Source organism: Mycobacterium neumannii (genome assembly GCF_002245615.1).
GTDB lineage: Bacteria > Actinomycetota > Actinomycetes > Mycobacteriales > Mycobacteriaceae > Mycobacterium > Mycobacterium neumannii_A.
Genome location: NZ_NKCO01000019.1, coordinates 36,311 through 61,710 on the forward strand (window position 1 = coordinate 36,311; position 25,400 = coordinate 61,710).

The following is a 25,400-nucleotide window of genomic DNA, read 5'->3' on the forward strand; positions in this document are numbered from 1 at the left end:
ACAGCCCGGTCGCGGCCGCACGCTCGCCGTCAACTATTCCAGGCACGGCAGAATCCGTCGACGCCGCCCGAAACGTTCAGCTTCGGCTCAGGCTCCGCTCAGGATTCGATGATGCGCGCCACATACGGCTGAAGGCCGGAGTGACGCACCGGGCCCACCGTCACCTTGCCCGCGCTGCCCGAGGACTCGAGCATCTGTCCGCCGCCCAGGTAGATGGCGACGTGCTGGCTGCCGCCGGGACCCCAGAACAGCAGGTCGCCGCGCTTGGCCTGCGACGTCGGCACCTTGCGGCCGGTGTCGTACTGGTCGCCGGAGTACTTCGGGATCAGGACCCCGACCCCGGCGAACGAGAACTGGGTGAATCCCGAGCAGTCGAACCCGACGGTGTTGGCCCCCGAGTCGATACCCCGGCTCGGGCCGTTCGGCTTGCCGCCGCCCCATGAGTACGGCACGCCCATCTGCGAGGCGCCGCGACGGATGACGTACTCGATCGCCTGCGGTCCGCGCACCCGGCCCGGCGCGACGCTGGCCGCCGCGGCCTCCGGTGGCGCGAGACCCAGGGTGGACAGGAACTTGCGGCCCAGGCTCATCGTGACTTCGGTGGCCTGGGCGGTCGCCGCGAGCGACGCGTTGGCGATCGCGAGGGGATCGCCAGGGGCGCCGGCGCTGATCAGTTTGGGCAGCGTCGGATCCCACTGGCCGTCCTCGGGTGCGGACGTCGCCGGCGTCGCCAGCCCGACGGTGAGCGCGACGGTCGCCACCAGCAGCGCACAACCGCCCAGGAACCGAATCAGCTTGAAACGCAAAGTTTTCCTAACGTCTTTCGCTTCTGACCGCTCACCATTCGATGAGACGAGTCGCGTACGGGGTCATGCCGCTGGTACGCACCGGCGAGATCTTCACCACCGAACCCGTATAGGGCGCTTCGATCATCTGTCCGTCGCCGAGGTACAGCGCCACGTGCTGGCTGGCGTTGGGGCCCCAGAACAACATGTCGCCACGGCGCATCTGCGACGTCGGGACCTTGCGCCCGGCGTTGTACTGGGAACCCGAATAGTGGTCGAGCTTGATGCCGACGCCTGCGAACGCGTAGAGCATCAGGCCCGAGCAGTCGAAACCGACTGTGCCCGCGCCGGAGTCGATGCCGCGGCTCGGTCCGGCAGCGTTGCCGCCGCCCCACGAGTAGGGCACGCCCATCTGCGACATGGCGCGCTTGATCACGAACTCGGTCGCCTGCCTGCCGTAGACGCGGGGAATCGCGCCGTTGTTAAAGGCCGGCGCGGCGGCCGGTTGCGGAAGGATTCCCAGCGACTGCAGGAACTTGCGCCCGAGGTCCTGGGTCACCTGCGCCGAGGTGGACGCGATGCCGAGAACCGCGTTGATGATCGCGATCGGATCGCCGCTGACGAAGGCGCTGGGGATCGCCGGCAACGTCGGGTCCCACGGCGTGGCCCAGTTACCGGTGCCGGGGTCGACACCCTCCGGGGCGCGGTCCCAGTCGGGGCTTTTCGGCGTCGCGGCGGCCGCCGGTTGCGCGGCAGGACCCGCCGGTGACGCCGGCGCGGCCTGGGTACGCGCCTCGGCGAGCTTGGCCTGCGCGGCCTTGCGCTCGGCGGCCAGCTTGTCGAGCTGGGCCTGCTGGGACTTGAACGTCTCCTGCGCGTTGGTCAGAGCCGAAACCGCGGACTGCTGGCTGGCTTCGGCGTCGGCGACCGCCTTGTCGGCGTTCTGCTTGGCCAGCCGCGCCGCGGACTCGCGGTTGACCTGCTCGGTGCGGGCTCGCTGCAGATCGGCGATCACCTGCTGCGAGCTGATCGCCAGCGTCTGCCCAGCCGCAGCCGTCTTGATGACCTCGGCGGGATCGCCCGCGGTCAGGTACGAGTCCGAGGGGCCGTTGACGTACGTCGCGGCGGCGAAGGAGTTGAACCGCTTCTGCGCCTGCTCGATCGCGATGTTGGCGTGCTCGACGCGCTGTCGGCTCGCATCGACCTCACGCTGCGCGGCGTCCGCGTTATCCCGGGCGGTCTGCACGTCGACGATCGCCTTGTTGACGCTTTCCTGCTGCTGCTGAATCTCGGCGCCGAGATCCTGCAGCTTCTGATCGGCATCGGCGACGGCGGCGACCAGCGCGGCGAGGCTGTCGGGGCTGTCGGGTTGCGCGAGGGCCAGGCCGGGGGCGGTGGACAACATGGTTGCCACGATCAGGGCCGCGCAGAATCGTCCACACGGCCGCGTAGCGGATGCGCCAGGTGTGCGTCTCATCCGACTCAGTTCTCCTATGGCTTCAGGCGAACGTGCGGACACATTCGTCACGGTGACTGTGCTCATTTGTCACACGATGCACATCTACAACACAGTTACCGATTGCACCGTACGTCACATCTGACGCCAAAGAAACTTTAGTCGCGAATTACAAGTTTGTAATTGAAAGAAGTGTTATCGGGTCGTGACTTCGCCAATACCGGGGCATTCGGCAATCACCCCAAAACCGTTGGCGCAGTGGAGATTCAAGCGTTCTCGCGCGACGTGGAACGCTTGGCGCGAACCTGCAAAAGTCGCGTACCGATAACGGCGGCAACCACTCCCACAACGACCACAATCGTCAATGCAGTCCACGGAAAGTGCGTTGCCGTCAGCTCACTGAGGAAATTCTGCGAACCCTGGACCGGACCGCGCCCTTCGGCGACATCCTGGCCCGCCTCCAGTGTCATGCGGTCGAACGTCGTACTGAAGGTGCCCGAGTCCGTCGGGCTGAGCACCAGCACCGTCGACCCGGGAAACGCCTCGCCCACCTCGGTCGCGATATCGCGCAGTGGCGTGTCGATCGGCGGGTTCTGGTCCACGACGACGATCTTCAAGTCGATGCCCTTCTGCTGGGCCTCGGCGACCACGTCGGGCAGACCCGCGTTGTCGGGTGTGGGCGAGGCGCTCACCCCGTCGTCGCGGACGTCTTCGATGACCAGATTCAGGCACGTGTCGACCGGCGTGGTCGCGGCGTCCATGCCCACGGGCCCGCAGACGTCGGGCGGGATGTAGGCCGGCAGATACGGAATCACATGCGGTCCGAACACAGAAGAACCGTACGTGATGGGTACTCAGCAGAGTGACAGCACGCGCTGCGGGTACGAGACTGAGAACCGACCCTGACCGTTTTGCAGGACAAGCGTACTGTTAGAGTTGTAACGCGGCCGTCACAGCCCGTCGGCTGCGAGAACTAGCCGGGAGTTGATGTGAGCAAAGGTAATACGGAAAATTCTTCCCCCAATTCTTTTGACGCCCGCGACACCCTGAAGGTCGGAGACAAGAGCTACGAGATCTACCGCCTCGACGCGGTGCCGGGTACCGACAAGCTGCCCTACAGCCTGAAGGTCCTTGCCGAGAACCTGCTGCGCAACGAGGACGGCGCCAACATCACCAAGGACCACATCGAGGCGATCGCCAACTGGGATCCCGAAGCCGATCCCAGCGTGGAGATCCAGTTCACCCCCGCGCGCGTGGTGATGCAGGACTTCACCGGTGTGCCGTGCATCGTCGACCTGGCCACCATGCGCGAAGCGATCGCCGACCTCGGCGGTGACCCCGAGAAGGTCAACCCCCTCGCCCCCGCCGACCTGGTGATCGACCACTCGGTGATCGCCGACCTGTTCGGCCGCGAAGACGCGTTCGAGCGCAACGTCGAGATCGAGTACGAACGCAACGGCGAGCGTTATCAGTTCCTGCGTTGGGGCCAGGGCGCCTTCGACGACTTCAAGGTGGTTCCGCCGGGCACCGGCATCGTCCACCAGGTCAACATCGAATACCTGGCCAGTGTCGTGATGGACCGCGACGGGGTGGCGTACCCGGACACCTGTGTGGGCACCGACAGCCACACCACCATGGTCAACGGTCTCGGCGTGCTGGGCTGGGGCGTCGGCGGCATCGAGGCCGAGGCCGCGATGCTGGGCCAGCCCGTGTCGATGCTCATCCCCCGGGTCGTCGGGTTCAAGCTGACCGGTGAGCGGCAGCCGGGCGTGACGGCCACCGACGTGGTGCTCACGGTCACCGAGATGCTGCGCCAGCACGGCGTGGTCGGTAAGTTCGTCGAGTTCTACGGCGACGGTGTGGCCGAGGTTCCGCTGGCCAACCGGGCCACGCTGGGCAACATGAGCCCCGAGTTCGGTTCCACCGCGGCCATCTTCCCCATCGACGAGGAGACCATCAGCTATCTGCGCTTCACCGGGCGCAGCGAGGAGCAACTGGCGCTCGTCGAGGCGTACGCCAAGGAACAGGGCATCTGGCACGACCCCAAGCGGGAGCCCAAGTTCTCCGAGTACATCGAGTTGGACCTGTCCGACGTGGTGCCGTCGATCGCCGGACCGAAGCGCCCCCAGGACCGCATCGCGCTCAACGAGGCCAAGGGGGCCTTCCGTCAGGACATCACCGACTACGTCGAAGACGGCGAATTCAACGGTGAGTACTCCCAACTCGACGAGGCGATCGACGAGACGTTCCCGGCCAGCGATCCGGTACGCAACACGTCGTTCCTCAACAACAAGAAGCCGCCGGCCCATGTCGCGAGCGCGGCGATCGAACCCAATGGCCGGCCGAGCAAGCCCGTAACCGTGAAATCGGATGAACTCGGCGAGTTCGTGCTCGACCACGGCGCGGTGGTGATCGCCGCGATCACGTCGTGCACCAACACCTCCAACCCCGAGGTGATGCTCGGCGCGGCGCTGCTGGCCAAGAACGCGGTCGAGAAGGGTCTGGCCACCAAGCCGTGGGTGAAGACGACGATGGCTCCCGGCTCGCAGGTCGTCACCGACTACTACGAGAAGGCCGGGCTGTGGCCGTATCTGGAGAAGTTGGGCTTCTTCCTCGTCGGGTACGGCTGCACGACCTGCATCGGCAACAGCGGCCCGCTGCCCGAGGAGATCAGCGAGGCCGTTAACGACAATGACCTCGCAGTGGCGGCGGTGCTGTCGGGCAACCGCAACTTCGAGGGCCGGATCAACCCGGACACCAAGATGAACTACCTGGCGTCTCCGCCGCTGGTGATCGCCTATGCGCTCGCCGGCACGATGGACTTCGACTTCGAGGAGATGCCGTTAGGCCAGGACAAGGACGGTAACGACGTCTACCTGCGCGACATCTGGCCATCGCAGTCCGACATCAACGACACGATCGCCGAGGCGATCAGCCAGGAGATGTTCACCAAGAACTACGCCGACGTCTTCAAGGGTGACGAGCGCTGGCGCAACCTGCCCACCCCGGAGGGAAACACCTTCGAATGGGCCGAGGATTCGACCTACGTGCGCAAACCCCCGTACTTCGACGGGATGTCGGCCGAACCGGAACCGGTGACCGACATCAAGGGCGCGAGAGTGCTGGCGCTGCTGGGTGATTCGGTGACCACCGACCACATCTCCCCGGCCGGCGCCATCAAGCCGGGCACGCCCGCGGCGCAGTATCTGGACGACCACGGCGTAGAGCGTGCGAACTACAACTCGTTCGGCTCCCGACGTGGAAACCACGAGGTGATGATCCGCGGCACGTTCGCCAACATCCGGCTGCGCAACCAGTTGCTCGACGACGTCTCGGGTGGTTACACCCTCGACTTCACCAAGGACGGCGAGCAGGCGTTCATCTACGATGCCGCGCAAAACTATGCGGCGCAGGACATTCCGCTCGTCGTGCTCGGCGGCAAGGAGTACGGCTCGGGGTCGTCGCGTGACTGGGCCGCCAAGGGCACGCGGCTGCTTGGGGTGCGCGCAGTGATCACCGAGTCGTTCGAGCGGATCCACCGGTCGAACCTGATCGGCATGGGCGTGATCCCACTGCAGTTCCCCGAGGGTGAGACGGCGGAGTCGCTGGGCCTCGACGGCACCGAGACGTTCGACATCACCGGCATCGAGGAGCTCAACGAGGGCAAGACGCCGAAGACGGTGCACGTCACCGCCGCGAAAAACGATGGAGCGGACGGCTCTGGGGACACCATCGAGTTCGATGCGGTGGTGCGTATCGACACCCCGGGTGAGGCGGACTACTACCGCAACGGCGGCATCCTGCAGTACGTGCTGCGCAACATGCTCGAGTCGCAGTAACGCGGGAAGGGACAACCGCGTTGCCCCGGGTCACCGACGACCACCTGGCGGCGCGTCGTCGGCAGATTCTCGACGGCGCCCGCCGGTGTTTCGCGGAGTACGGCTACGACAAGGCGACCGTGCGGCGGCTCGAGCAGACGATTGGGCTGTCGCGCGGCGCCATCTTTCATCACTTCCGGGACAAGGACACGCTGTTCTTCGAACTGGCCCGCGAGGACGCCGAGCGCATGGCCGATGTCGCCGCACGCGAGGGGCTGGTCCAGGTCATGCGCGACATGCTGGCCGCGCCCGAGCAGTTCGACTGGCTGGCCACCCGCCTGGAGATCGCGCGAAAGCTGCGCAACGACCCGGAGTTTCACCGCGGTTGGGCAGAGCGCTCCGCCGAACTTTCGGTGGCCACGACCCAGCGGCTGCGCATGCAGAAGCAGGCGGGCCGACTGCGCGACGACGTTCCCAGCGCCGTGCTGCAGACCTATCTCGACCTCGTCCTCGACGGCTTGGTCGCACGTTTGGCGTCGGGGGACGATCCCGAAAAGCTCAGTGCCGTACTGGACCTGGTCGAGGCGTCACTGCGGCAGCGACGCGACCAAGAGACCGCGCGGCAGGCCGACTAGCGGCGCCTGCTGCGGTGGTTCGGACCCCCACGACTGCGCATCGTCGTACCCGACTCACGCAGCATGCTGTGGATCGAACCATACGAGCGTCCCGTGGACGCGACCAGAGTACGGATGCTTGCCCCACCCTCGTAAGCACTCCGCAGCTCGTTCAGCAACTGGTCTCTCGACTTGTCCAGCTTTTTCATCAGCACCTCCCCGCTTCGATGCCCCGACGGATACCCAGCGTAGGAAGCGGTTACACACAGCGTTTGAAATTGACCAAACGCTTCGCGTAAAGGCCAGAGCTGATCAAGCCAACTCGATCAGGTCGCGATAATCCTCGGACCAGTAGTCCTCGGTGCCGTCCGGCAGCAGGACCACGCGTTGCGGTTCGAGCGCCTCGGCGGCGCCGGGATCGTGGGTCACCAACACCACCGCGCCGAGGTAGCTGCGCAGCGCATCGAGCACCTGCTCGCGCGACGCGGGATCGAGGTTGTTCGTTGGCTCGTCGAGAAGCAGCACGTTCGCGGTCGACGCGACCAGGCCGGCCAGCGCCAGCCGGGTCTTCTCGCCGCCGGACAGCGTGCCCGCCGGCTGATCCAGCTGCGCTCCGCTGAACATGAAGGCACCCAACAGCCCGCGCAGGTCCTGCTCTCCGGTGTCGGGTGCCGCGTGGCGGATGTTCTCCCACACCGTCGCGTTGTTGTCGAGGGTGTCGTGTTCCTGGGCGAAGTAGCCGAGCTTGAGGCCGTGGCCGGGTTCGAGTCGACCGGCGTCGGGCGTCTCGGCCCCCGCCAGCAGGCGCAACAGGGTGGTCTTGCCTGCACCGTTGAGCCCCAGCACCACCACCCGCGAACCCCGGTCGATCGCCAGGTCGACGCCGGTGAAGACCTCGAGTGAGCCGTAGTTCTTGGTCAGCCCCTTGGCGACGAGCGGGGTCCGCCCACACGGCGCGGGGGTCGGGAACTTGATGCGCGCCACCTTGTCAGCGACGCGTTCCTCGTCGAGTGCGGCCATCATTCGATCGGCGCGACGCAGCATGTTCTGCGCGGCAACGGCTTTGGTGGCCTTGGCCCCCATCTTGGCCGCCTGGGTGCGCAGTGCGGACGCCTTGCGTTCGGCGTTGGCGCGTTCGCGGCGGCGCCGGGCCTCGTCGGTCGCACGGGCGTCGAGGTATTTCTGCCAGCCCATGTTGTAGACGTCGACCTCGCTGCGGACGGCGTCGAGGAACCACACCCGGTTCACCACGTCGGCCAGCAGATCGACGTTGTGGCTGATGACCACCAGGCCACCGGGATGGTTCTGCAGGAAGTCGCGCAGCCAGCCGATGGAGTCGGCGTCGAGGTGGTTGGTCGGTTCGTCGAGCAGCAGCGTCGTGCTCGAGCCCGCGCCACTGTCGGAGGCGGCGAACAGGATCCGGGCCAGCTCCACGCGCCGGCGCTGCCCGCCGGAGAGTGTGCGCAGCGGTTGGGTGAGGACCCGCTCCGGCAGCCCGAGGCTCGCGCAGATCCGGCCCGCCTCGCTCTCGGCGGCGTAACCGCCCAGTGCCGCGAACCGCTCCTCGAGCTGGCCGTACTTTCGCACGGCCTTGTCGCGGGCAGCGTCGTCGGCGACTTCGGCCATCAGCAGCTGCTGCTTCTCGAGGTCGGCAAGCAGGGTGTCCAGGCCGCGCGCCGACAGGACCCGGTCCCTGGCGAGCACGTCCAGGTCGCCTTCCCTGGGATCCTGTGGCAGATAACCGATCTCGCCGTTGCGGATGATGTCGCCCGCATACGGCTCGCCCTCGCCGGCGAGGATGCGCATCGTGGTGGTCTTACCCGCGCCGTTGCGGCCGACCAGTCCGATCCGGTCGCCAGGCTGGACGCGAAGCGCAGTTCCGTCGGTGGACAGCAATGTGCGCGCCCCAGCGCGGACCTCGAGGTCCGTTGCGGTGATCACGCTGTGCCGTCCTTACTTGTCGTCGGTGAATGCGGGGGCCCGCTTTTCGGCGCGCGCCGCCACCGCTTCTTCGAAGTTGGCGGTGAGCAAACGGACGAACAGTTGTCCGAGACCCTCGGCTTGCATATGCCCTTCCAGGCTACCGGCGTCCAGTCCACTCCAAAGTGTGCGCTTGGTCAACTCGATTCCGGGCCGGGAGAACGCCGCGATGCGCTCCCCCATCTGGTAGCAAACCTCGAGCAGGTCCTCGCCGGGCACCGCGCGCGACACCAGGCCGATGCGTTCGGCCTCCGCGGCGTCGACGTCACGTCCGGTCAGCATCAGCTCGAACGCCCGCGACGTGCCGATGGCGCGCGGAAGCAGATAGGACAACCCCAGCTCGCTGGCGGTCAGGCCGTTGTTGATGCCGGCCGCGCGGAAGTAGGCACCGTCGGCTGCCACGCGGATGTCGCAGGCCAACGCCAGGCACAAGCCCCCGCCGATCGCGGCGCCGTTGACCGCCGCGATGACCGGCTGGTGCATCTTGCGCAGGGACAGGATGACGTCGTCGAGCACCTCCATCGAGCGCAGCGCGAACGTCGGCCGGGTCAACCCGTCGATGTGCGGCACGGAACCGGCCGACTTGTGATCCGCCCCCGAGGAGAACCCGCGGCCCGCGCCGGTGAGCACGACCGCCCGCACGGAGTTGTCGTAGGTCAGCTCGTCGAGCACCTTCTTGAGGGGAACCATGACGTCGAACGCCATGGAGTTCATTCGCTCGGGACGGTTCAGCGTGACCAACGCGATGCCGGGGCGCGGTCGGTCGACCAGGACGAAGCCGCCCTTGTGATCGTCGGTGTTGTTGTCTGCTCGCTCGCTCACGCATGCACGCTATCGCGTGCGGACATTCACTCCGGCTGACCGTTGTCCTGCGCGGCGATCGCCGCGTCGATGTCGAACTCCTTGACGCGCTGAACCAGTTCCTCCAGGGCGGCCGGCGGCAACGCGCCTGCCTGGTTGAACACCAGCTTGCCCTTCTTGAACGCCATCAGCGTGGGGATGGACCGGATGTCGGCCGCGGCGGCCAGCTCCTGCTCGGCCTCGGTGTCGACTTTGGCGTACACCACGTCGGGGTGTTGTTCGGAGGACGCCGCGAACGTGGGCGCAAACGCCTTACACGGGCCACACCACGACGCCCAGAAATCCACCAGCACGATCTCGTTGTCGTTGATGGTGTTGTTGAACTGTTCGGCAGTGATGTCTTGGGTAGCCACGTTGATTCCTAACGCTGATCGTCAGCTGTCTGTTCCCAGCCTACGGACGGATACCCAGTTCAGTGCGGCCACGCTCGAAGAAGTCGGTGATCCGGGCGGCCAACGTGTCGACGTCATGTGTGGCGTCGAGTGGATACAGGGCGCCGAACGGCGCGTTCCAGAACGGACCCGTCCGCTGTTGCCACGGGCCGACGTATGCATACGGCGTCGGATGGGTTTCGTCACCGGCCGAGACCCCGTAGTTCACCTCGTCTTCGACGGCGGCGACGTCGAAGTGTTCCGGCCACAGCGTCGGATGCTGCTCCGGTAAAACATGTTTCAACGCATACCCGCCGGCGTAGTGCGAACGCTGAAGCCACGCCGCGGCTTCGGGATCGAGCTCGAGATCGGCGTCGGTGGGCAACGGGTCGACGATCTGGTAGACGTCGTCCGGAGGGCCGGGCACCACACCGGCCGCCTCCGCGATGGCTTCGACGCGGCCGGCCAGCGGAACACTCCCGTCCGGAAACACCAGGTCGGTACCGTGCACCGACAGGGGTAGGGCGACCGCGGCGAATCCGTCAGGCCGCACGGCGAGCCTGATCGTGCCCGCGGACCGGTATTGCGGGCCGGCGATCAGGCTTTCGGCCACCCCGCGCAGTTGGCGGCGGGTGGCCACGTAAGGGTGCGTCATATCGCATCGAGCGTACGGACGCCGCGCGCCGAACCCGACGCCGCCTGAGCTAGACCGTGAAACCGAGCGCGCGCAGCTGCTCGCGGCCGTCCTCGGTGATCTTGTCCGGGCCCCACGGCGGGTTCCAGACCCAGTTGATCTTCAGTTCGTTGACCAGCCCCGCCCCGACCAGCGCTGTGCGCGACTGGTCCTCGATCACATCGGTCAGCGGACAGGCCGCCGAGGTCAACGTCATGTCGATCAACGCGACCTTGCCCTGCTCCCCCTGCTCGACGTTGATTCCATAGACCAGGCCCAGATCGACCACGTTGATACCGAGCTCGGGGTCGACGACGTCGCGCATCGCCTCCTCGAGGTCGAACAACAGTTCCTCGTTGGGTACTGCGGTGTCACTCATCCTGCCTCCTGAAATCCTTCCGATGCCTGTGACAGTGCATCTTTGAAAGCCATCCACCCCAGCAACGCGCACTTGACCCGCGCCGGATACTTCGCGACACCGGCGAACGCGATGCCGTCCCCGATGACGTCCTCGTCGCCCTCGACAGTCCCGCGCGAGGAGATCAACTCGCTGAACGCGGCGACGGTCTTGAGTGCGTCGCCGACGCTCTGGCCGATCACCTGATCGGTCAGCACCGACGTCGAGGCCTGGCTGATCGAACAGCCCTGCCCGTCATAGGAGATGTCGACCACCTGCTCACCGTCGTCGGACAACGCCACCCGCAGGGTCACCTCGTCACCACACGTCGGGTTGACGTGGTGAACCTGCGCGCCGTAGGGCTCGCGCAATCCGCGGTTGTGCGGGTGTTTGTAGTGATCGAGGATCACTTCCTGATAGATCTGATCCAGCCGCACGTCAGTCCCTGCTGAAGAATTCGACGGCGCGGCGCACACCGGCTACCAACCGATCGACCTCGTCGGAGGTGTTGTACACCGCGAACGACGCCCGTGCGGTCGCGGCGATCCCGAACCGCCGATGCAGCGGCCACGCGCAATGATGACCGACGCGCACCGCCACGCCCTCGTCGTCGAGCACCTGCCCAACGTCGTGCGCATGCACGCCGTCGACGACGAAACTGACCGGCGAGCCCCGATTCTCCAGCGACGTCGGACCGATGATGCGCACGCCGTCGATCGCGGTCAGTCCCTCCAACGCGGCCGCCACGAGCTCGGATTCGTGCGCCTCGACGGCGCCCATGCCGATCTCGCGCAAGTAGCGCGCGGCGGCAGCCAACCCGACCACTTGCGACGTCACCGGCGTTCCGGCCTCGAAGCGCTGCGGCGCAGGCGCGTACGTCGTCTCTTCCATCGTCACGGTCTCGATCATCGAGCCGCCCGTCAGAAACGGTGGCATCGCGTTCATCAGCGCAGACCGCCCGTACAGCACGCCGATCCCGGTCGGTCCCAGCATCTTGTGCCCGGAGAACGCCGCGTAGTCCACGTCGAGCGCATGCAGGTCGACGGGCTGGTGCGGCACCGACTGGCAGGCGTCGAGCAGGGTCAACGCGCCGACGGCCCTGGCGCGCGCAACCAGCTCGCCAACCGGCGCCAGGGCGCCGGTGACATTCGAATGATGGCTGAATGCAACGAGTTTCACACGCTCATCGAGCTGCAGCGAGTCCAGGTCGATGCGTCCGTCATCGGTGACGCCGTACCACTTGAGCGTGGCGCCCGTCCGGCGCGCCAACTCCTGCCAGGGAACCAGGTTGGCGTGGTGTTCGAGTTCGGTCGTCACGATCACATCGCCGGGCCCGACGGCGTGATCGAACCGCGTGTCCCCCACCGCGTACGAGACCAGGTTGATCGCCTCGGTCGCGTTCTTGGTGAACACCAACTCATCGGCATCGGCACCGACGAATGCCGCGATGTCGGCGCGGCCGTCCTCGTAGGCGTCGGTCGCCTCCTCCATCAACTGGTGCGCGCCGCGGTGCACCGCGCCGTTGGAGGTCACCAGGAACTCGCGCTCGGCGTCGAGGACCTGCACCGGCCGTTGCGAGGTAGCCCCGGAATCCAGATACGCCAACGTGTTTCCGCCGCGCATCTGCTTCTTCAGGATCGGGAAGTCCGCGCGGACGGCGGTCAGATCCAGCGGGCGAACGGTGGCGGTCATGGCTAGGCCTCCGCGGCCGCCGTCTGCGTGAAGCGGACGTAGCCCTTCTCCTCGAGCTCGTCGGCGAGCTCTGGACCACCGGAGGTCACGATGCGTCCGTCGACGAACACGTGCACGAACTGCGGCTGGATGTAGCGCAGGATGCGGGTGTAGTGGGTGATCAACAGCACGCCACCGTTCTCGGTCTCGGCGTACCGGTTGACGCCCTCGCTGACCACCCGCAGCGCGTCGACGTCCAGGCCGGAGTCGGTCTCGTCGAGGATCGCGATCTTCGGCTTGAGCAGCGCCAGCTGCAGGATCTCGTGACGCTTCTTCTCACCGCCGGAGAAACCCTCGTTGACACTGCGTTCGGAGAACGACTGGTCGATGTCGAGATCGCTCATCGCCGACTTGACCTCTTTGACCCAGTGCCGCAGCTTCGGCGCCTCACCGCGTACGGCTGTGGCGGCCGTGCGCAGGAAGTTCGACATCGACACACCCGGCACCTCGACCGGGTACTGCATCGCGAGGAACAGGCCGGCGCGGGCGCGTTCGTCGATGCTCATCTCCAGCACGTCCTGGCCGTCCAGCGTGATCGAACCGGACGTCACCGTGTACTTGGGGTGACCGGCGATCGCGTAGGATAGCGTGGACTTGCCGGAGCCGTTGGGTCCCATCACCGCGTGGGTCTCCCCCGACCTCACGGTCAGGTCGACACCCTTGAGGATCGGGATCTCGGTCTGCTCAGGCGTTTGCACCGAGACGTGCAGGTCTTTGACTTCAAGTGTGGTCATGATTGGACTGTTCTCGATTCCGTGATCGCTAGTTCTCGTTCGATTGCTTCGGTGAGGCGCTCGCGCACCGCGGGCACGGCGATCTTCGCGATGATCTCGTTGAAGAAGCCGCGCACCACCAAACGTCGCGCCTGGTCCTCGGGGATGCCGCGGGCCCGCAGATAGAACAACTGCTCGTCGTCGAAACGCCCGGTGGCACTGGCGTGTCCGGCTCCGACGATCTCGCCCGTCTCGATCTCGAGGTTGGGCACCGAGTCGGCGCGAGCGCCGTCGGTGAGCAGCAGGTTGCGGTTCACCTCGAAGGTGTCGGTGCCGGTGGCCTCCGCGCGGATCAACACGTCACCGACCCACACGGTGTGCGCATCGGGCAGGTTGGATTCCGGATCACCTTGCAGCGCACCTTTGTACAGCACATCAGACTTGCAGTTCGGGTGGGCGTGGTCGACCAGCAGCCGCGACTCGAAGTGCTGGCCGTCGTCGGCGAAGTACGTGCCGAGCATCTTGGCGTCGCCGCCGGGCGCGGTGAAACGCACGTTCGCCGTCGTCCGCACCACGTCCCCGCCGAGCGTCACGTTGACGTGGCCAAGCACGGCGTCCTTGCCGAGGCGCGCGTGATGTGCGCTGACGTGGACGGTGTCGTCGGCCCAGTCGGCGATCCAGATCACCCCGAGGCCTGCCGAATCGCCGACGATGATCTCGACGTTGTCGGCGTAGGTCCCGCTGCCGCGCAGGTCCACCACGACGATCGCGCGGGAGAGTTCTTCGACGCGGATCTGCAGATGCCCGTAGGCGACCGCACCCTCGCCGGGACCGTCGATGTCGATCTCGATCGGTTCGGCGACCTCGGTGTCACGGCCCACCGTGACGATCGTCGCGCTGTCGAACGACGAGTACGCCTGTGCCGCAACGCGGTCGGCGGGCACGCCGCCCTGGCCGAGCCGCTCGTCGTCGCGGCCGACCGTCTCGATGGTGACGCCGGGGCGCTCGCTCACGGTGATGCCGGTGCTACCGGAGGCGACCGCGGATCCGTCGTGCAGACCGCGCAGGCGCTTCAACGGCGTGAACCGCCAGATCTCGTCGCGACCGCCGGGAACCTCGAAGGCGTTCACGTCGAACGACGTGAAGATCTCGCCCTTGTTGAGTGCCGACCCGGCCGGTGTCCCCTCGATCGCAGTGGTCAGATTCTGTGCCGTCACTATCCAACCGCGCCTTCCATCTGCAGTTCGATCAGCCGGTTGAGCTCCAACGCGTATTCCATCGGGAGCTCCTTGGCGATCGGCTCGACGAAGCCGCGCACCACCATCGCCATCGCCTCGTCCTCGGTCAGGCCGCGGCTCATCAGGTAGAACAGCTGATCCTCGCTGACCTTGGACACCGTGGCCTCGTGGCCCATCGTGACGTCGTCCTCGCGGATGTCGACGTACGGGTAGGTGTCGGAGCGGCTGATCGTGTCGACAAGCAGCGCATCGCATTTCACGCTCGACCGCGATCCGTGGGCGCCCTTGTTGACCTGGACCAGGCCGCGGTAAGAGGCCCGGCCACCGCCGCGCGCGACGGACTTGGACACGATGTTGCTCGACGTGTTCGGCGCCAGGTGCAGCATCTTGGCACCGGTGTCCTGGTGCTGACCCTCGCCGGCGAACGCCACCGAGAGCACCTCACCGCGAGCGTGCTCACCGGTCATCCACACTGCGGGGTACTTCATGGTGACCTTGGAGCCGATGTTGCCGTCGACCCACTCCATCGTCGCGCCGGCCTCCGCCCTGGCCCGCTTGGTGACCAGGTTGTAGACGTTGTTCGACCAGTTCTGGATGGTCGTGTAGCGGCAGCGGCCGCCGGACTTGACGATGATCTCGACAACCGCCGAGTGCAACGAGTCACTCTTGTAGATGGGCGCGGTGCAGCCCTCGACGTAGTGCACGTAGGCACCCTCGTCGACGATGATCAGCGTGCGCTCGAACTGGCCCATGTTCTCGGTGTTGATCCGGAAGTAGGCCTGCAGCGGTATGTCGACGTGTACACCGGGCGGGACGTAGATGAACGAACCGCCCGACCAGACGGCGGTGTTCAGCGCGGAGAACTTGTTGTCGCCGGCCGGGATCACGGTGCCGAAGTACTGCTTGAAGATGTCCGGGTGCTCACGCAGCGCGGTGTCGGTGTCGAGGAAGATGACGCCCTGCGCCTCCAGGTCCTCGCGGATCTGGTGGTAGACCACCTCGGACTCGTACTGGGCCGCGACACCGGAGACCAGCCGCTGCTTCTCCGCCTCCGGGATGCCCAGCTTGTCGTAGGTGTTGCGGATGTCCTCGGGCAGGTCGTCCCACGTGGCCGCCTGCTTCTCCGTGGACCGCACGAAGTACTTGATGTTGTCGAAGTGGATGCCCTCGAGGTTGGAACCCCAGTTCGGCATCGGCTTCTTCTCGAAGGTGCGCAGCGCCTTCAGCCGGATGTCGAGCATCCACTGCGGCTCGTCCTTCTTGGCGGAGATGTCACGAACCACCGCCTCGGACAGCCCGCGCTGCGCGCTGGCGCCCGCGACGTCGGAGTCCACCCAGCCGTAGCCGTACCGGCCCAGCGAGGCGATCGCCTCGTCCTGGCTGAGCGGTTCGCCTACCTTGTGGACCTCGGGTGTCGTCGTCATCTCGACGCTCCTTGTTTGTTAGTGGGGGCTGTTGGGGCTGAAGCACTGATCTTTTCGACCAGGGGTACGTGCGTGGTGCACGCGAAGTCGCCGTTGACGATGGTGGCGAGCCTCTGCACGTGGGTTCCCAGAATCTCCGCGAACGCCTCACGCTCGGTCTCACACAGCTCGGGGAACTCCTCCGCGACGTGTGAGACCGGACAGTGATGCTGACACAGCTGGATTCCGTGGATCGATCCAGGCGCCGGTGTCACCGAAGTCACACTGGTCGCGTAGCCGGCCTTGGTTAGCGCGTCGGCCACCCGGTCGGCTTTAGATCCAACGTCATCGGGCCCCTCGGTTACTCCCGCGAGGATCCCGTCGATACGGCGCCGCGCGAAGGTCCGCACGGCGTCGTCGCCGCCGATCTCGCGCAGCTGACGAATGGCCGCCGCGGCCAGGTCGTCGTAGGCGTGGCCGAGCTTGGCACGACCCGCCGCAGTGAGCCGATACCGCTTCGCGGGCCTGCCGCGTCCGGTGTGCTGCCAGGCCGCTGCGGCGCTGGCCTGCGCGTCGCCGGCCTCGATCAAGGCGTCGAGGTGGCGACGCACGCCTGCGGCCGAGATTCCGAGCTGTTCGCCGATCTCACCGGCGGTGATGGGCCCAGATTCGAGCAGCAATTGCACGATCGCCCCACGCGTGTGGCGATCGGCTCCTGCCTCCGGACCGAATTTCACAACACTATTGTGACGGAATTCGGAAACCCCTGTAAAGCAAGGGCACCCTTAGCGTGACTTGAGCCATAACGCCGACGGTTACGCTGCTGAGGTGGCAGCCCGCCTCCCGTCGTTCAGCTCGTCGATCGCCCGTTGGCACGCCGACGAACCCCCGGTGGGATCACCCCTCAACGATGCCGAGGTCATCGCGCTGCGCCGGACCCGGCTGTTCGGAGCGGCCGGCACCGTCTTGATGGCGATCGGCGCGCTGGGCGTCGGGGCCAGGCCGGTGGTGCAGGACCCGACGTTCGGCGTGCGGCTGCTCAACCTACCCTCGCGCCTGCAGACCGTGAGCCTGACTATGACCACGACCGGCGCGGTGATGATGGCGCTGGCCTGGCTGATGCTCGGGCGGTTCACCCTGGGTGACCGGCGGATGTCGCGCAGCCAGCTCGACCGGCTGTTGTGGCTGTGGGTGCTGCCGCTGCTCATCGCGCCGCCGATGTACAGCCGCGACGTGTACTCCTATCTGGCGCAGAGCGAGATCGGCGTCAAAGGCCTCGACCCGTACCGGGTCGGCCCGGCCACCGGCCTGGGTCTGGACCACGTGTTCACGCTCTCGGTGCCGAACATGTGGCGCGAGACACCCGCGCCGTACGGGCCGCTGTTCCTGTGGATCGGTCAGGGTATCTCGGCGTTGACCGGTGAGAACATCGTCGCCGCCGTGCTGTGCCACCGGTTGGTCGTGCTGTTCGGCGTGGGCCTGATCGTCTGGGCGACCCCACGCCTCGCCCGGCGCTGCGGCGTCGCCGAGGTGAGCGCGCTGTGGCTCGGCGCCGCCAATCCGCTGCTGATCATGCATCTGGTCGGGGGCATCCACAACGAAGCGCTGATGCTCGGCCTGATGCTGGCAGGCACCGAGTTCGCGCTGCGCGGGGTCGACGCCGCTGCGCCGCTGCTTCCCAGGCCGTTGTCCTGGCCGGACGGCCGCGAGCAGTGGGCACGATGGTGGCCGCTGACGATGCTGTTGGTCGGCGTGGTGCTGATCACGCTGTCGTCGCAGGTCAAACTGCCGTCGCTGCTGGCGCTGGGATTCGTGGCGATGGCGCTGGCCTGCCGCTGGGGCGGCACGGTCAAGGCGTTCTTCTTGGCCGGCGGGTCGTTGACGGCGGTGTCGGTGGTGGTGATGGCGCTGATCGGGTGGGCAAGTGGCCTCGGGTTCGGCTGGCTCAACACGCTGGGCACGGCGAACGTCGTGCGTAGCTGGATGTCGCTGCCCACCCTGTTGGCCCTGGGCACCGGTCAGGTCGGCATCCTGCTGGGGCTCGGCGATCACACCACGGCGGTGCTGGGGCTCACCCGTGCGATCGGCGTGTTCATCATCGCGATCCTGGTGACCTGGCTGTTGCTGCTGGTGCTCCGGGGACGCCTTCATCCGGTGGGCGGGCTCGGCGTCGCGCTGGGTATGACGGTGCTGCTGTTCCCGGTCGTCCAGCCCTGGTACGTGCTGTGGGCCGTCCTGCCCCTCGCGGCGTGGGCCACCCGGCCGGCCTTCCGCAGCACGACGATCGTGGTGACGCTGGCCGTCGGCATCTTCGGCCCGACCGCCAACGGCGACCGTTTCACGGTCTTCCAGATTCTGCTCGCGACCGCGGCGAGCACGGTGATCGTCGTCGCGCTGTTTCTGCTCACCTACAACCGGCTGCCCTGGCGCAGCGTGGCGAGCCCGCCGCATGAACGACCGCCGCCACCGCAGCCACAGCCCGCGCGGCCCGACGCATACGCTGAGTCCCCGTGACCCACTCTGGATCCGGGGCGTCGTCCCCCGCCCCCGTACGCCTGCGCGGGGTCACGAAGCGCTACGGGTCGACGGTCGCGGTGTCCGAACTCGACCTGGAGGTAGGGGCCGCCGAGGTGTTCGCGCTGCTCGGGCCGAACGGCGCAGGCAAGACCACCACCGTGGAGATGTGCGAGGGCTTCATCAGGCCCGACTCCGGCTCGATCGAGATCCTCGGCCTGGATCCGTTCGGCGACAACGCCCGGTTGCGTGAGCGCATCGGCGTGATGCTGCAGGGCGGCGGAGGTTACCCGGCGGCCCGCGCCGGCGAGATGCTCAACCTGGTGGCGTCCTACGCGGCCAACCCGCTCGATCCGGCATGGCTGATGAACACCCTCGGACTGACCGAGGCGGCCCGCACAACCTACCGGCGGCTGTCCGGTGGCCAGCAGCAGCGGTTGGCGCTCGCCTGTGCGGTGGTCGGTCGCCCGGAGTTGGTGTTCCTCGACGAGCCGACCGCGGGTATGGACGCCCATGCCCGAATCGTGGTGTGGGACTTAATCGATGCGCTGCGTCGCGACGGCGTGACCGTGGTGCTGACGACCCATCAGCTCACCGAGGCCGAGGAGCTGGCGGATCGCATCATGATCATCGACCACGGCGTGCCGGTGGCCACCGGTTCGCCCGAGGAGCTGATGCGCAGCGGCGCCGAGAACCAGTTGCGCTTCCGCGCGCCGCGCATGCTCGACCTGTCGCTGCTGGTTTCCGCACTGCCCGAGAGTTACAAGGCAACCGAGACCGCCCCTGGCGAATACCTGGTGGAGGGCGCGATCGACCCGCAGGTGTTGGCGACGGTGACGGCGTGGTGCGCACGTCTGGACGTACTGGCCACCGATATGCGCGTCGAACAGCGCAGCCTCGAGGACGTGTTCCTCGACCTGACCGGGCGGGAGTTACGGCCGTGATGACGAATCGCTTTGCGCCAGGCACCTTCACGCCCGATCCGGGACCGGCGACCGTGCAGAAGATGCTCGCCGCGCAATTCGGCCTGGAGCTGCGGCTGCTGCTGCGCAACGGCGAGCAGCTCCTGTTGACGATGTTCATCCCCATCACCTTGTTGGTGGGCTTGACGCTGCTGCCACTGGGGTCGTTCGGGCCGAACCGGGCGGCGACGTTCGTGCCCGCGATCATGGCGCTGGCCGTGATCTCCACCGCGTTCACCGGGCAGGCGATCGCCGTGGCATTCGATCGCCGCTACGGGGCCCTCAAACGCCTTGGCGCCACGGCGCTTCCGGTGTGGGGCATCATCGCGGGCAAGTCGCTGGCGGTGGTGGCGGTCGTGTTCCTGCAGGCGATCGTGTTGGGCACCATCGGGGTGGCGCTCGGCTGGCGACCGCACCTGGCGGGGCTTGCGCTCGGCGCGGCGGTGATCGCTTTGGGCACAGCGGTTTTCGCAGCGTTGGGCCTGCTGCTCGGCGGCACTCTGCGCGCCGAGATCGTCCTGGCCTTGGCGAACCTGCTGTGGTTTGTCTTCGCGGGGCTCGGCGCGCTGACGCTCGAGGGCGGCATGGTGCCGTCCGCCGCGCAGTGGGTGGCCCGGTTGACGCCGTCCGGCGCCCTCACCGAAGCGCTGACCCGGGCGATGACGTTGTCAGTGGACTGGTTCGGCCTTCTGGTGCTCGCGGTCTGGGGCGCCGTCGCCGCGCTGTGCGCGCTGCGCTGGTTCCGCTTCACCTGAAGCCAACAGCGGCAGCAGGTATTCGAGCTGTCCGACCTCTTCGATGTTGTGCTTCACCCACGCGCGCACTTTGTTCGCCGGGAATCGTCGGCGCACGACGCTGTTGACGACAGAGAAAAGCGGCGCGCGTGCGCCGAGATCCATCACCGTCACGTAATGGGCACCGTCGGCGCCCGCAGACCAGGTGTGCTCGAGCTGGAAGATCGCAATTCCCGCAACCCGTTTGACCAGTCGGATACCGGTCTCGTCGAGCTTCTCGACCCGCGCGACCTCGTCGATCCGGTACTCGGGTCGACCGCCGAACGCCTCGACCATGCGGAAACGCGCACCGTCGGCCGCTCCACCTCCTGGCGCCGGACGCGCCAGTGCCCAATGGATGTGATCGATCGGATGCCAGGCGAGATAGCGGTCGATGACCTCTCCCCCGTACACCATCGTTTCGCCCAGGTGCGTGAACCAGTCCAGCAGCATCGCCGGGGTGACGCCGGCCAACGGCCGGTGGTCGATGGTGATGCGGCGCCTGCCGTGGCGATGGTCGAGATACTGCACCGTCGCGGTGTCGACGGAACGCAACGGATAGAGCACCGGACGCACCATGAGATCCTCCTAAGATACGGAAGCGTTTCTTAAGCATGACACTAAACTCCCGCGATAAGATACGCAAGCGTTTCCTGAAAGGAGTGTCGAATGCCGCGTCGCCGCGGACAGGAACTCGACGCCGCTATCCGTGACGCCGTGCTCGACGTGCTCGGCCGGCACGGTCCGGCCGGCGTCACGATGGAGGCCGTCGCCGCGGCAGCCGCGACGAGCAAACCCGTGCTGTACCGGCGCTGGCCGGACGCCACCGCACTGCTCCGAGACACCCTGCTCGACATCGCCACCGACGCGATTCCGCACGAGGACACGGGCAGTTACCGCGGCGACATGCTCGCTGTGTTGCGTGGATGGGCCGCGTTGTTCACCGGCCCTCGGGCACCGGTGATTCGGGCCGCGATCGCGGCGGGCGCGCACGATCCGGACCTCACCGAGGCCTTCCGCAACGGCGTCATCGGCTGGCGAAAGCAGGAAATGGCCGCACTGCTGGCGCGCGGTATCGCCCGCGGCGACGTGCGCGCCGACGTTCCCGTCGAGATCGCCCGCGAATTGGGACAGAGCGTGCTGTGGCATCGGCTGCTGATCACCGGCGACCGCATCGACGACGATCTGGCGGTGCAACTGGTCGATGAGGTGCTGGTGCCGTTCGTGTCGCCGCGGTAGCCGCTCACCCGCTACTACGGCTTGTAGTTGCGCTGCTCTACCATCGAACCGTGCGACGTGCCTTTTTGCGGCTGGTCGATCTGCTGCCGCTGCCGAGCCTGCGGGCCCAGCGCGTCATCGCGTTCCTCGTCATCCTGACCCAGGGCGGGATCTCGGTGACGGGCGCCATCGTCCGTGTCACCGCGTCCGGCCTGGGCTGTCCGACGTGGCCGCAGTGTTTCCCGGGCAGTTTCACACCGGTGCCGGTCGCCGAGGTGCCGGTGGTGCATCAGGCGGTCGAGTTCGGCAACCGGATGGTCACCTTCCTCGTCGTGCTCACCGCGGCGGCTGCCGTGCTGGCCGTGACGCGGGCCCGTCGCCGCCGCGAGGTGCTCGTCTACGCGTGGCTGATGCCGGTGTCGACGGTGGTCCAGGCGGTGATCGGCGGCATAACGGTGTTGACCGGGCTGCTGTGGTGGACGGTCGCGATTCACCTGCTGGCGTCGATGACCATGGTCTGGCTGTCGGTGCTGTTGTTCGTCAAGATCGGCGAGCCGGACGACGGGGTCCTCGTCCGGCGGGCGCCAAAAGCGTTGCGGCAGCTGGCCCTCCTCAGTGCCGCGGCCCTGGCCGCCGTGCTGGTGACGGGCACGCTGGTGACCGGCGCGGGCCCACATGCCGGCGACAAGAGCGTGGACCGCACGATCCCCCGCCTCGAGGTCGAGATCACCACGCTGGTGCACGCTCACTCGGCGCTGATGGTGGCTTACCTGTCGCTGCTGATCGGCCTCGGCTTCGGCCTGTTGGCGGTGCGCGCACCCCGTCCGGTCCTGCTGCGGCTGGTTGTCCTTGTCGCGCTGGTGGTGTGTCAGGGTTTGGTCGGCACGGTGCAGTTTTTCACCGGTGTACCCGCCGCGTTGGTGGCGGTGCACGTCGCGGGTGCCGCGCTCTGCACCGCGGCGACCGCCGCGCTATGGGCGTCGATGCGAGAGCGGGCCAAGCCCGAACCGGTCGAGCGCTGATTCGACGGCGACGACGAACTCGCGCTGCTGTCGGCCTCTGGTCGTTTCGTCCAGCTGCATCCAGCCCAGCGACGGTTCGACGAGTTCGACTTCCAGCACGCGCGGGTCCGCGCGCCCGCCGATGACGTCGACGCGCGCGTAGAGCAACTCCTCCGCGGAGAGGTCGAGGTGCGCAGCCGCCGCCGCAAGTGCCTGGTGCCCGACGTCCCAGACCTCGAAATCGGGATCGGCGGGGCTGAGGGACTCCTGTGCGTAGGTGCCCGACTCGTCGAACGGAGGCGCCTCGCCGGGGCGCTGCAGGATCGGGCCCTTCCTGAAGGCGTGCGACTGCGCGCCGCCGATGAACACCAATGCGGTCTCGCCGTCTTCGATGCCCGGGTCGTAGGGCTGGATCAATACGGTCCGACCGGCCGCCAGCAACCGGTCGGCATGGCGCCGCGCATCCTCCCGATTCGAAAAGCGAAGGGTGTCAACCGATCCCACGCCGACAGCAGGTTTCACCACGACTTCGGCACTGTTCGGCAGCCTCACCGCGTCGCCGGGGTCGAAGAATCGGCCCGGGACCGTCGGCACACCCGCTGCCGCCAGGTCGGCCAGGTAGCGCTTGTCGGTGTTCCAGGGCACCACCCTGGCCGGGTTCAGCAGGTTGCGGACCCGTCGCGCCCAGGACAGGAACTCGTCGAGCCGATCGATGTAGTCCCACGTCGCCCGCAGGATCACCAGATCTGCCCTCAAGGTCGCCGGGTCATCCCAGGACATCCAGCGCGCGTGGAGTCCGTGCTTTCCCAGGGCCGCGACCAGGCCGGCGTCGTCGCCGTCCCCCTCCGGCAGTGCGGGGCATCCGGCCAACACGATGCGCGGATGGAACACGTCGGGCCGCGCAAGCTTCATAGTTGGCACGATAGAACCATGCATGCCATCGAAGTCGCCCAGACCGGCGGACCCGAAGTCCTCACCTACGTCGAGAAAACACAGCCCACGCCGGGCCCCGGGGAGGTGCTCATCAAGGCCGAGGCCATCGGCGTGAACTTCCTCGACACCTACTTCCGGTCGGGCCAGTACCCGCGGGAGACGCCGTTCATCGTCGGCAACGAGGTGTGCGGCACCGTGGCGGCGATCGGCGAAGAAGTCGCCGCGCTGAAGGTCGGCGATCGCGTCGTCACCGCTCAAGCCAACGGGGCCTATGCCGAATACAGTCTCGCCCCAGCTGATTTCGTGGCCTACGTACCCGAAGGCGTGGCTCCCGACGCGGCCGCCGCATCCCTGCTCAAGGGTATGACGGCGCACTACTTGATCAAGTCGCTGTATCCGGTACAGCAGGGCGACTCGGTTCTGGTGCACGCGGGCGCGGGCGGCGTCGGGCTCATCCTCACCCAATGGGCGACAAGCATGGCGGTACGCGTGATCACCACCGTCTCGACGCCGGAGAAGGCGGAGCTGTCGCGTCAGGCGGGTGCGGTGCACGTGCTCGACTATCCCGACGATCCGGCCGCGTTCGGCGCCGAGATCAAAGACATGACCGACGGTGGCGTCGCAGCCGTGTACGACGGGGTGGGAGCGGCCACGTTCGAAGCCAGCCTGGCCAGTCTCAGGGTGCGGGGCACGTTGGCGTTGTTCGGCGCTTCGAGCGGACCGGTGCCGCCGTTCGACCCGCAGCTGCTCAACGCCGCGGGCTCACTGTTCCTGACCCGTCCGACACTCGTGCACTACACCCGCACGGCCGACGAATTCGCCTGGCGTGCGGGCGAACTTCTCGATGCGATCGCCTCGGGCACGCTGACGATCACGGTCAGTGAGCGCTACCGGCTCGCCGATGCCGAGCAGGCGCACCGCGACCTGCAGGGCCGCAAGACGGTCGGTTCGGTGGTGCTGGTGCCCTAGGGCTAGAAAACGGTGGGCAGCGCCAGGACGGAGTCGACCGCCAGGGCCAGGAACACCACGGCGAGGTAGTTGTTCGACTGCAGGAACAGCCGCAGCGGCTTGACCGCCTCGCCGCGACGCACGCCGTTGTAGAGCTGGTGCGCCATCACCAGGAACCATCCGCCCGCCAGCAGCGCCACCGCCGCGTACAGCCAGCCCGTGACGGGCGTCAGCGCGAGCGTCGCGGCCACCGTCAGATACGTGTAGATCAGGATCTGCTTGGTGACCTGGCGTTCGGTGGCGACCGCGGGAAGCATCGGGACGCCCGCGGCGCGGTAGTCCTCCTTGTAGCGCATCGCCAGCGCCCAGGTGTGCGGCGGAGTCCAGAAGAAGATGATGGCGAACATGACCAGCGCGGGCCAGGCGATCGTCCCGGTGACCGCCGACCAGCCGATCATCACCGGCATGCAGCCGGCCGCGCCGCCCCACACCACGTTCTGCGAAGTGCGGCGCTTGAGCAACAGCGTGTAGACGAGCACGTAGAACGCGATCGTCGCGCCGGCGAGATGGGCCGACAGCATGTTCGTCGTCCACCACAGCCAGAAGAACGACGCGACGGACAGGGCCAGCCCGAAGATCAGCGCGTGACTGCGCGGAACCGTGGCACGCGCCAGCGGCCTGCGCTCGGTGCGCTTCATGACCTTGTCAATGTCGGCGTCGGCAACGCAGTTCAATGCGTTGGCGCCCGCCGCGGCCAGCAGTCCGCCGAACAGGGTGTTCAGAATTAGGAGCGGATCGACCGTGCCCCGGCTCGCCAGCAGCATGGCCGGGATCGTGGTGACCAGAAGCAGTTCGATGACGCGCGGCTTGGTCAGTGAGACGTAGCCGAGGAACTTGTCGCGAATCCGAATCTGCGCCCCGTCGACGAGGTGCACGTCGCGAACTCTCACGCAGTTACTCCTGTCGAAATGGTCCCAGCGCGCGGGCATCTACTACAGACGATGGTAGACC

Annotated in this window: 26 protein-coding genes; 8 read left to right on the forward strand and 18 right to left on the reverse strand. The window is 67.0% G+C overall.

Annotated features, from left to right (window positions below):
* Positions 1-98 precede the first annotated feature (98 nt).
* From ripB to CEX88_RS19660, 3 genes are all read right to left on the reverse strand, one after another.
* Entirely contained in the window at positions 99-806 is a 708-nt protein-coding gene (ripB, locus tag CEX88_RS19650) for an NlpC/P60 family peptidoglycan endopeptidase RipB (protein WP_064395509.1), read from the reverse strand.
* Positions 807-837: 31 nt separating this feature from the next.
* On the reverse strand, positions 838-2,262 hold the full coding sequence (ripA, locus tag CEX88_RS19655) for an NlpC/P60 family peptidoglycan endopeptidase RipA (RefSeq protein ID WP_066850379.1): 1,425 nt from the start codon (positions 2,260-2,262) through the stop codon (positions 838-840).
* 245 nt (positions 2,263-2,507) lie between these two features.
* Positions 2,508-3,071 (reverse strand): Rv1476 family membrane protein, encoded by a 564-nt coding sequence (locus tag CEX88_RS19660; protein ID WP_094294756.1) that lies wholly within the window; start codon positions 3,069-3,071, stop codon positions 2,508-2,510.
* 159 nt (positions 3,072-3,230) lie between these two features.
* Here CEX88_RS19660 and CEX88_RS19665 point away from each other — a divergent pair, with 159 nt between their 5' ends.
* Together CEX88_RS19665 and CEX88_RS19670 are read left to right on the forward strand one after the other, a co-directional pair.
* Positions 3,231-6,080 (forward strand): aconitate hydratase, encoded by a 2,850-nt coding sequence (locus CEX88_RS19665; RefSeq protein ID WP_094294757.1) that lies wholly within the window; start codon positions 3,231-3,233, stop codon positions 6,078-6,080.
* Positions 6,081-6,100: 20 nt separating this feature from the next.
* Positions 6,101-6,694, forward strand: a complete 594-nt coding sequence (locus tag CEX88_RS19670) for a TetR/AcrR family transcriptional regulator (protein ID WP_066850385.1) — start codon at positions 6,101-6,103, stop codon at positions 6,692-6,694.
* On the opposite strand, the gene CEX88_RS19675 is transcribed toward CEX88_RS19670, so the two are convergent.
* The 12 genes from CEX88_RS19675 to CEX88_RS19730 form a co-directional block, all read right to left on the reverse strand.
* Positions 6,691-6,882 (reverse strand): helix-turn-helix domain-containing protein, encoded by a 192-nt coding sequence (locus tag CEX88_RS19675; RefSeq protein WP_064348432.1) that lies wholly within the window; start codon positions 6,880-6,882, stop codon positions 6,691-6,693. The two genes, CEX88_RS19670 and CEX88_RS19675, sit on opposite strands and share 4 nt — an antisense overlap.
* A gap of 103 nt (positions 6,883-6,985) precedes the next feature.
* The gene (locus tag CEX88_RS19680) at positions 6,986-8,614 is read right to left on the reverse strand and encodes an ABC-F family ATP-binding cassette domain-containing protein (protein ID WP_094294758.1); all 1,629 of its coding nucleotides are present in this window, start codon (positions 8,612-8,614) and stop codon (positions 6,986-6,988) included.
* 12 nt (positions 8,615-8,626) lie between these two features.
* Positions 8,627-9,475: an enoyl-CoA hydratase gene (locus tag CEX88_RS19685; RefSeq protein ID WP_066850389.1), complete on the reverse strand. Its 849-nt coding sequence runs from the start codon at positions 9,473-9,475 to the stop codon at positions 8,627-8,629.
* Positions 9,476-9,501: 26 nt separating this feature from the next.
* Positions 9,502-9,867, reverse strand: a complete 366-nt coding sequence (gene trxA / locus CEX88_RS19690; RefSeq protein ID WP_064395502.1) for a thioredoxin — start codon at positions 9,865-9,867, stop codon at positions 9,502-9,504.
* Positions 9,868-9,907: 40 nt separating this feature from the next.
* Positions 9,908-10,540, reverse strand: a complete 633-nt coding sequence (locus CEX88_RS19695) for a hypothetical protein (protein WP_094294759.1) — start codon at positions 10,538-10,540, stop codon at positions 9,908-9,910.
* A gap of 49 nt (positions 10,541-10,589) precedes the next feature.
* A complete protein-coding gene (locus CEX88_RS19700; RefSeq protein WP_064395500.1) occupies positions 10,590-10,937 on the reverse strand; it encodes a metal-sulfur cluster assembly factor in 348 nt (115 codons plus the stop codon).
* A complete protein-coding gene (gene sufU / locus CEX88_RS19705; RefSeq protein ID WP_094294760.1) occupies positions 10,934-11,392 on the reverse strand; it encodes a Fe-S cluster assembly sulfur transfer protein SufU in 459 nt (152 codons plus the stop codon). The genes CEX88_RS19700 and sufU overlap by 4 nt, the downstream gene beginning before the upstream one ends.
* Position 11,393: 1 nt before the next feature.
* Positions 11,394-12,647, reverse strand: a complete 1,254-nt coding sequence (locus CEX88_RS19710) for a cysteine desulfurase (RefSeq protein WP_094294761.1) — start codon at positions 12,645-12,647, stop codon at positions 11,394-11,396.
* Between the two features lie 2 nt (positions 12,648-12,649).
* Entirely contained in the window at positions 12,650-13,420 is a 771-nt protein-coding gene (gene sufC, locus CEX88_RS19715) for a Fe-S cluster assembly ATPase SufC (protein ID WP_066850399.1), read from the reverse strand.
* Entirely contained in the window at positions 13,417-14,616 is a 1,200-nt protein-coding gene (sufD, locus tag CEX88_RS19720; protein WP_094294762.1) for a Fe-S cluster assembly protein SufD, read from the reverse strand. The genes sufC and sufD overlap by 4 nt, the downstream gene beginning before the upstream one ends.
* Positions 14,616-16,061, reverse strand: coding sequence for a Fe-S cluster assembly protein SufB (sufB, locus tag CEX88_RS19725; RefSeq protein WP_094294763.1), 1,446 nt, complete (start codon positions 16,059-16,061; stop codon positions 14,616-14,618). The genes sufD and sufB overlap by 1 nt, the downstream gene beginning before the upstream one ends.
* Positions 16,058-16,777: a helix-turn-helix transcriptional regulator gene (locus CEX88_RS19730; RefSeq protein WP_094294764.1), complete on the reverse strand. Its 720-nt coding sequence runs from the start codon at positions 16,775-16,777 to the stop codon at positions 16,058-16,060. Before CEX88_RS19730 ends, sufB begins: the two co-directional genes overlap by 4 nt.
* Positions 16,778-16,868: 91 nt before the next feature.
* Here CEX88_RS19730 and mptB point away from each other — a divergent pair, with 91 nt between their 5' ends.
* The 3 genes from mptB to CEX88_RS19745 are packed head-to-tail and all read left to right on the forward strand — an operon-like array spanning position 16,869 to position 20,271.
* Positions 16,869-18,554, forward strand: coding sequence for a polyprenol phosphomannose-dependent alpha 1,6 mannosyltransferase MptB (gene mptB, locus CEX88_RS19735; protein ID WP_066850410.1), 1,686 nt, complete (start codon positions 16,869-16,871; stop codon positions 18,552-18,554).
* Positions 18,551-19,498 carry an ABC transporter ATP-binding protein gene (locus CEX88_RS19740; protein WP_094294765.1) on the forward strand — a complete coding sequence of 316 codons (948 nt, stop codon included), beginning with the start codon at positions 18,551-18,553 and terminating at the stop codon, positions 19,496-19,498. The genes mptB and CEX88_RS19740 overlap by 4 nt, the downstream gene beginning before the upstream one ends.
* On the forward strand, positions 19,498-20,271 hold the full coding sequence (locus CEX88_RS19745) for an ABC transporter permease (protein ID WP_094294766.1): 774 nt from the start codon (positions 19,498-19,500) through the stop codon (positions 20,269-20,271). The genes CEX88_RS19740 and CEX88_RS19745 overlap by 1 nt, the downstream gene beginning before the upstream one ends.
* On the opposite strand, the gene CEX88_RS19750 is transcribed toward CEX88_RS19745, so the two are convergent.
* The gene (locus tag CEX88_RS19750) at positions 20,185-20,868 is read right to left on the reverse strand and encodes a hypothetical protein (protein WP_094294767.1); all 684 of its coding nucleotides are present in this window, start codon (positions 20,866-20,868) and stop codon (positions 20,185-20,187) included. The genes CEX88_RS19745 and CEX88_RS19750 overlap by 87 nt on opposite strands.
* 90 nt (positions 20,869-20,958) lie before the next feature.
* Here CEX88_RS19750 and CEX88_RS19755 point away from each other — a divergent pair, with 90 nt between their 5' ends.
* Both CEX88_RS19755 and CEX88_RS19760 read left to right on the forward strand, forming a co-directional pair.
* Positions 20,959-21,528 (forward strand): TetR-like C-terminal domain-containing protein, encoded by a 570-nt coding sequence (locus CEX88_RS19755; protein ID WP_094294768.1) that lies wholly within the window; start codon positions 20,959-20,961, stop codon positions 21,526-21,528.
* A 71-nt stretch (positions 21,529-21,599) separates the two neighbouring features.
* Positions 21,600-22,529, forward strand: coding sequence for a COX15/CtaA family protein (locus CEX88_RS19760; protein ID WP_197506181.1), 930 nt, complete (start codon positions 21,600-21,602; stop codon positions 22,527-22,529).
* Here CEX88_RS19760 and CEX88_RS19765 read toward each other — a convergent pair.
* A complete protein-coding gene (locus CEX88_RS19765) occupies positions 22,479-23,420 on the reverse strand; it encodes an ATP-grasp domain-containing protein (protein ID WP_094294769.1) in 942 nt (313 codons plus the stop codon). The two genes, CEX88_RS19760 and CEX88_RS19765, sit on opposite strands and share 51 nt — an antisense overlap.
* An 18-nt stretch (positions 23,421-23,438) precedes the next feature.
* Here CEX88_RS19765 and CEX88_RS19770 point away from each other — a divergent pair, with 18 nt between their 5' ends.
* On the forward strand, positions 23,439-24,410 hold the full coding sequence (locus tag CEX88_RS19770; RefSeq protein WP_066850425.1) for a quinone oxidoreductase family protein: 972 nt from the start codon (positions 23,439-23,441) through the stop codon (positions 24,408-24,410).
* A gap of 2 nt (positions 24,411-24,412) precedes the next feature.
* Here the strand turns inward: CEX88_RS19770 and CEX88_RS19775 are convergent, their stop codons facing one another.
* Positions 24,413-25,339, reverse strand: coding sequence for a heme o synthase (locus CEX88_RS19775; RefSeq protein ID WP_066850427.1), 927 nt, complete (start codon positions 25,337-25,339; stop codon positions 24,413-24,415).
* Between the last annotated feature and the right edge of the window lie 61 nt (positions 25,340-25,400).

Excerpts from the sequence above, each read along its gene's own strand:
- ripA (WP_066850379.1), bottom strand. The coding sequence starts at position 2,262 with ATGAGACGCACACCTGGCGCATCCGCTACGCGGCCGTGTGGACGATTC.
- CEX88_RS19675 (WP_064348432.1), bottom strand. The coding sequence starts at position 6,882 with ATGAAAAAGCTGGACAAGTCGAGAGACCAGTTGCTGAACGAGCTGCGG.
- CEX88_RS19695 (WP_094294759.1), bottom strand. The coding sequence starts at position 10,540 with ATGACGCACCCTTACGTGGCCACCCGCCGCCAACTGCGCGGGGTGGCC.
- CEX88_RS19700 (WP_064395500.1), bottom strand. The coding sequence starts at position 10,937 with ATGAGTGACACCGCAGTACCCAACGAGGAACTGTTGTTCGACCTCGAG.
- CEX88_RS19710 (WP_094294761.1), bottom strand. The coding sequence starts at position 12,647 with ATGACCGCCACCGTTCGCCCGCTGGATCTGACCGCCGTCCGCGCGGAC.
- sufC (WP_066850399.1), bottom strand. The coding sequence starts at position 13,420 with ATGACCACACTTGAAGTCAAAGACCTGCACGTCTCGGTGCAAACGCCT.
- sufB (WP_094294763.1), bottom strand. The coding sequence starts at position 16,061 with ATGACGACGACACCCGAGGTCCACAAGGTAGGCGAACCGCTCAGCCAG.
- CEX88_RS19745 (WP_094294766.1), top strand. The coding sequence starts at position 19,498 with ATGACGAATCGCTTTGCGCCAGGCACCTTCACGCCCGATCCGGGACCG.
- CEX88_RS19750 (WP_094294767.1), bottom strand. The coding sequence starts at position 20,868 with ATGGTGCGTCCGGTGCTCTATCCGTTGCGTTCCGTCGACACCGCGACG.
- CEX88_RS19755 (WP_094294768.1), top strand. The coding sequence starts at position 20,959 with ATGCCGCGTCGCCGCGGACAGGAACTCGACGCCGCTATCCGTGACGCC.
- CEX88_RS19765 (WP_094294769.1), bottom strand. The coding sequence starts at position 23,420 with ATGAAGCTTGCGCGGCCCGACGTGTTCCATCCGCGCATCGTGTTGGCC.
- CEX88_RS19770 (WP_066850425.1), top strand. The coding sequence starts at position 23,439 with ATGCATGCCATCGAAGTCGCCCAGACCGGCGGACCCGAAGTCCTCACC.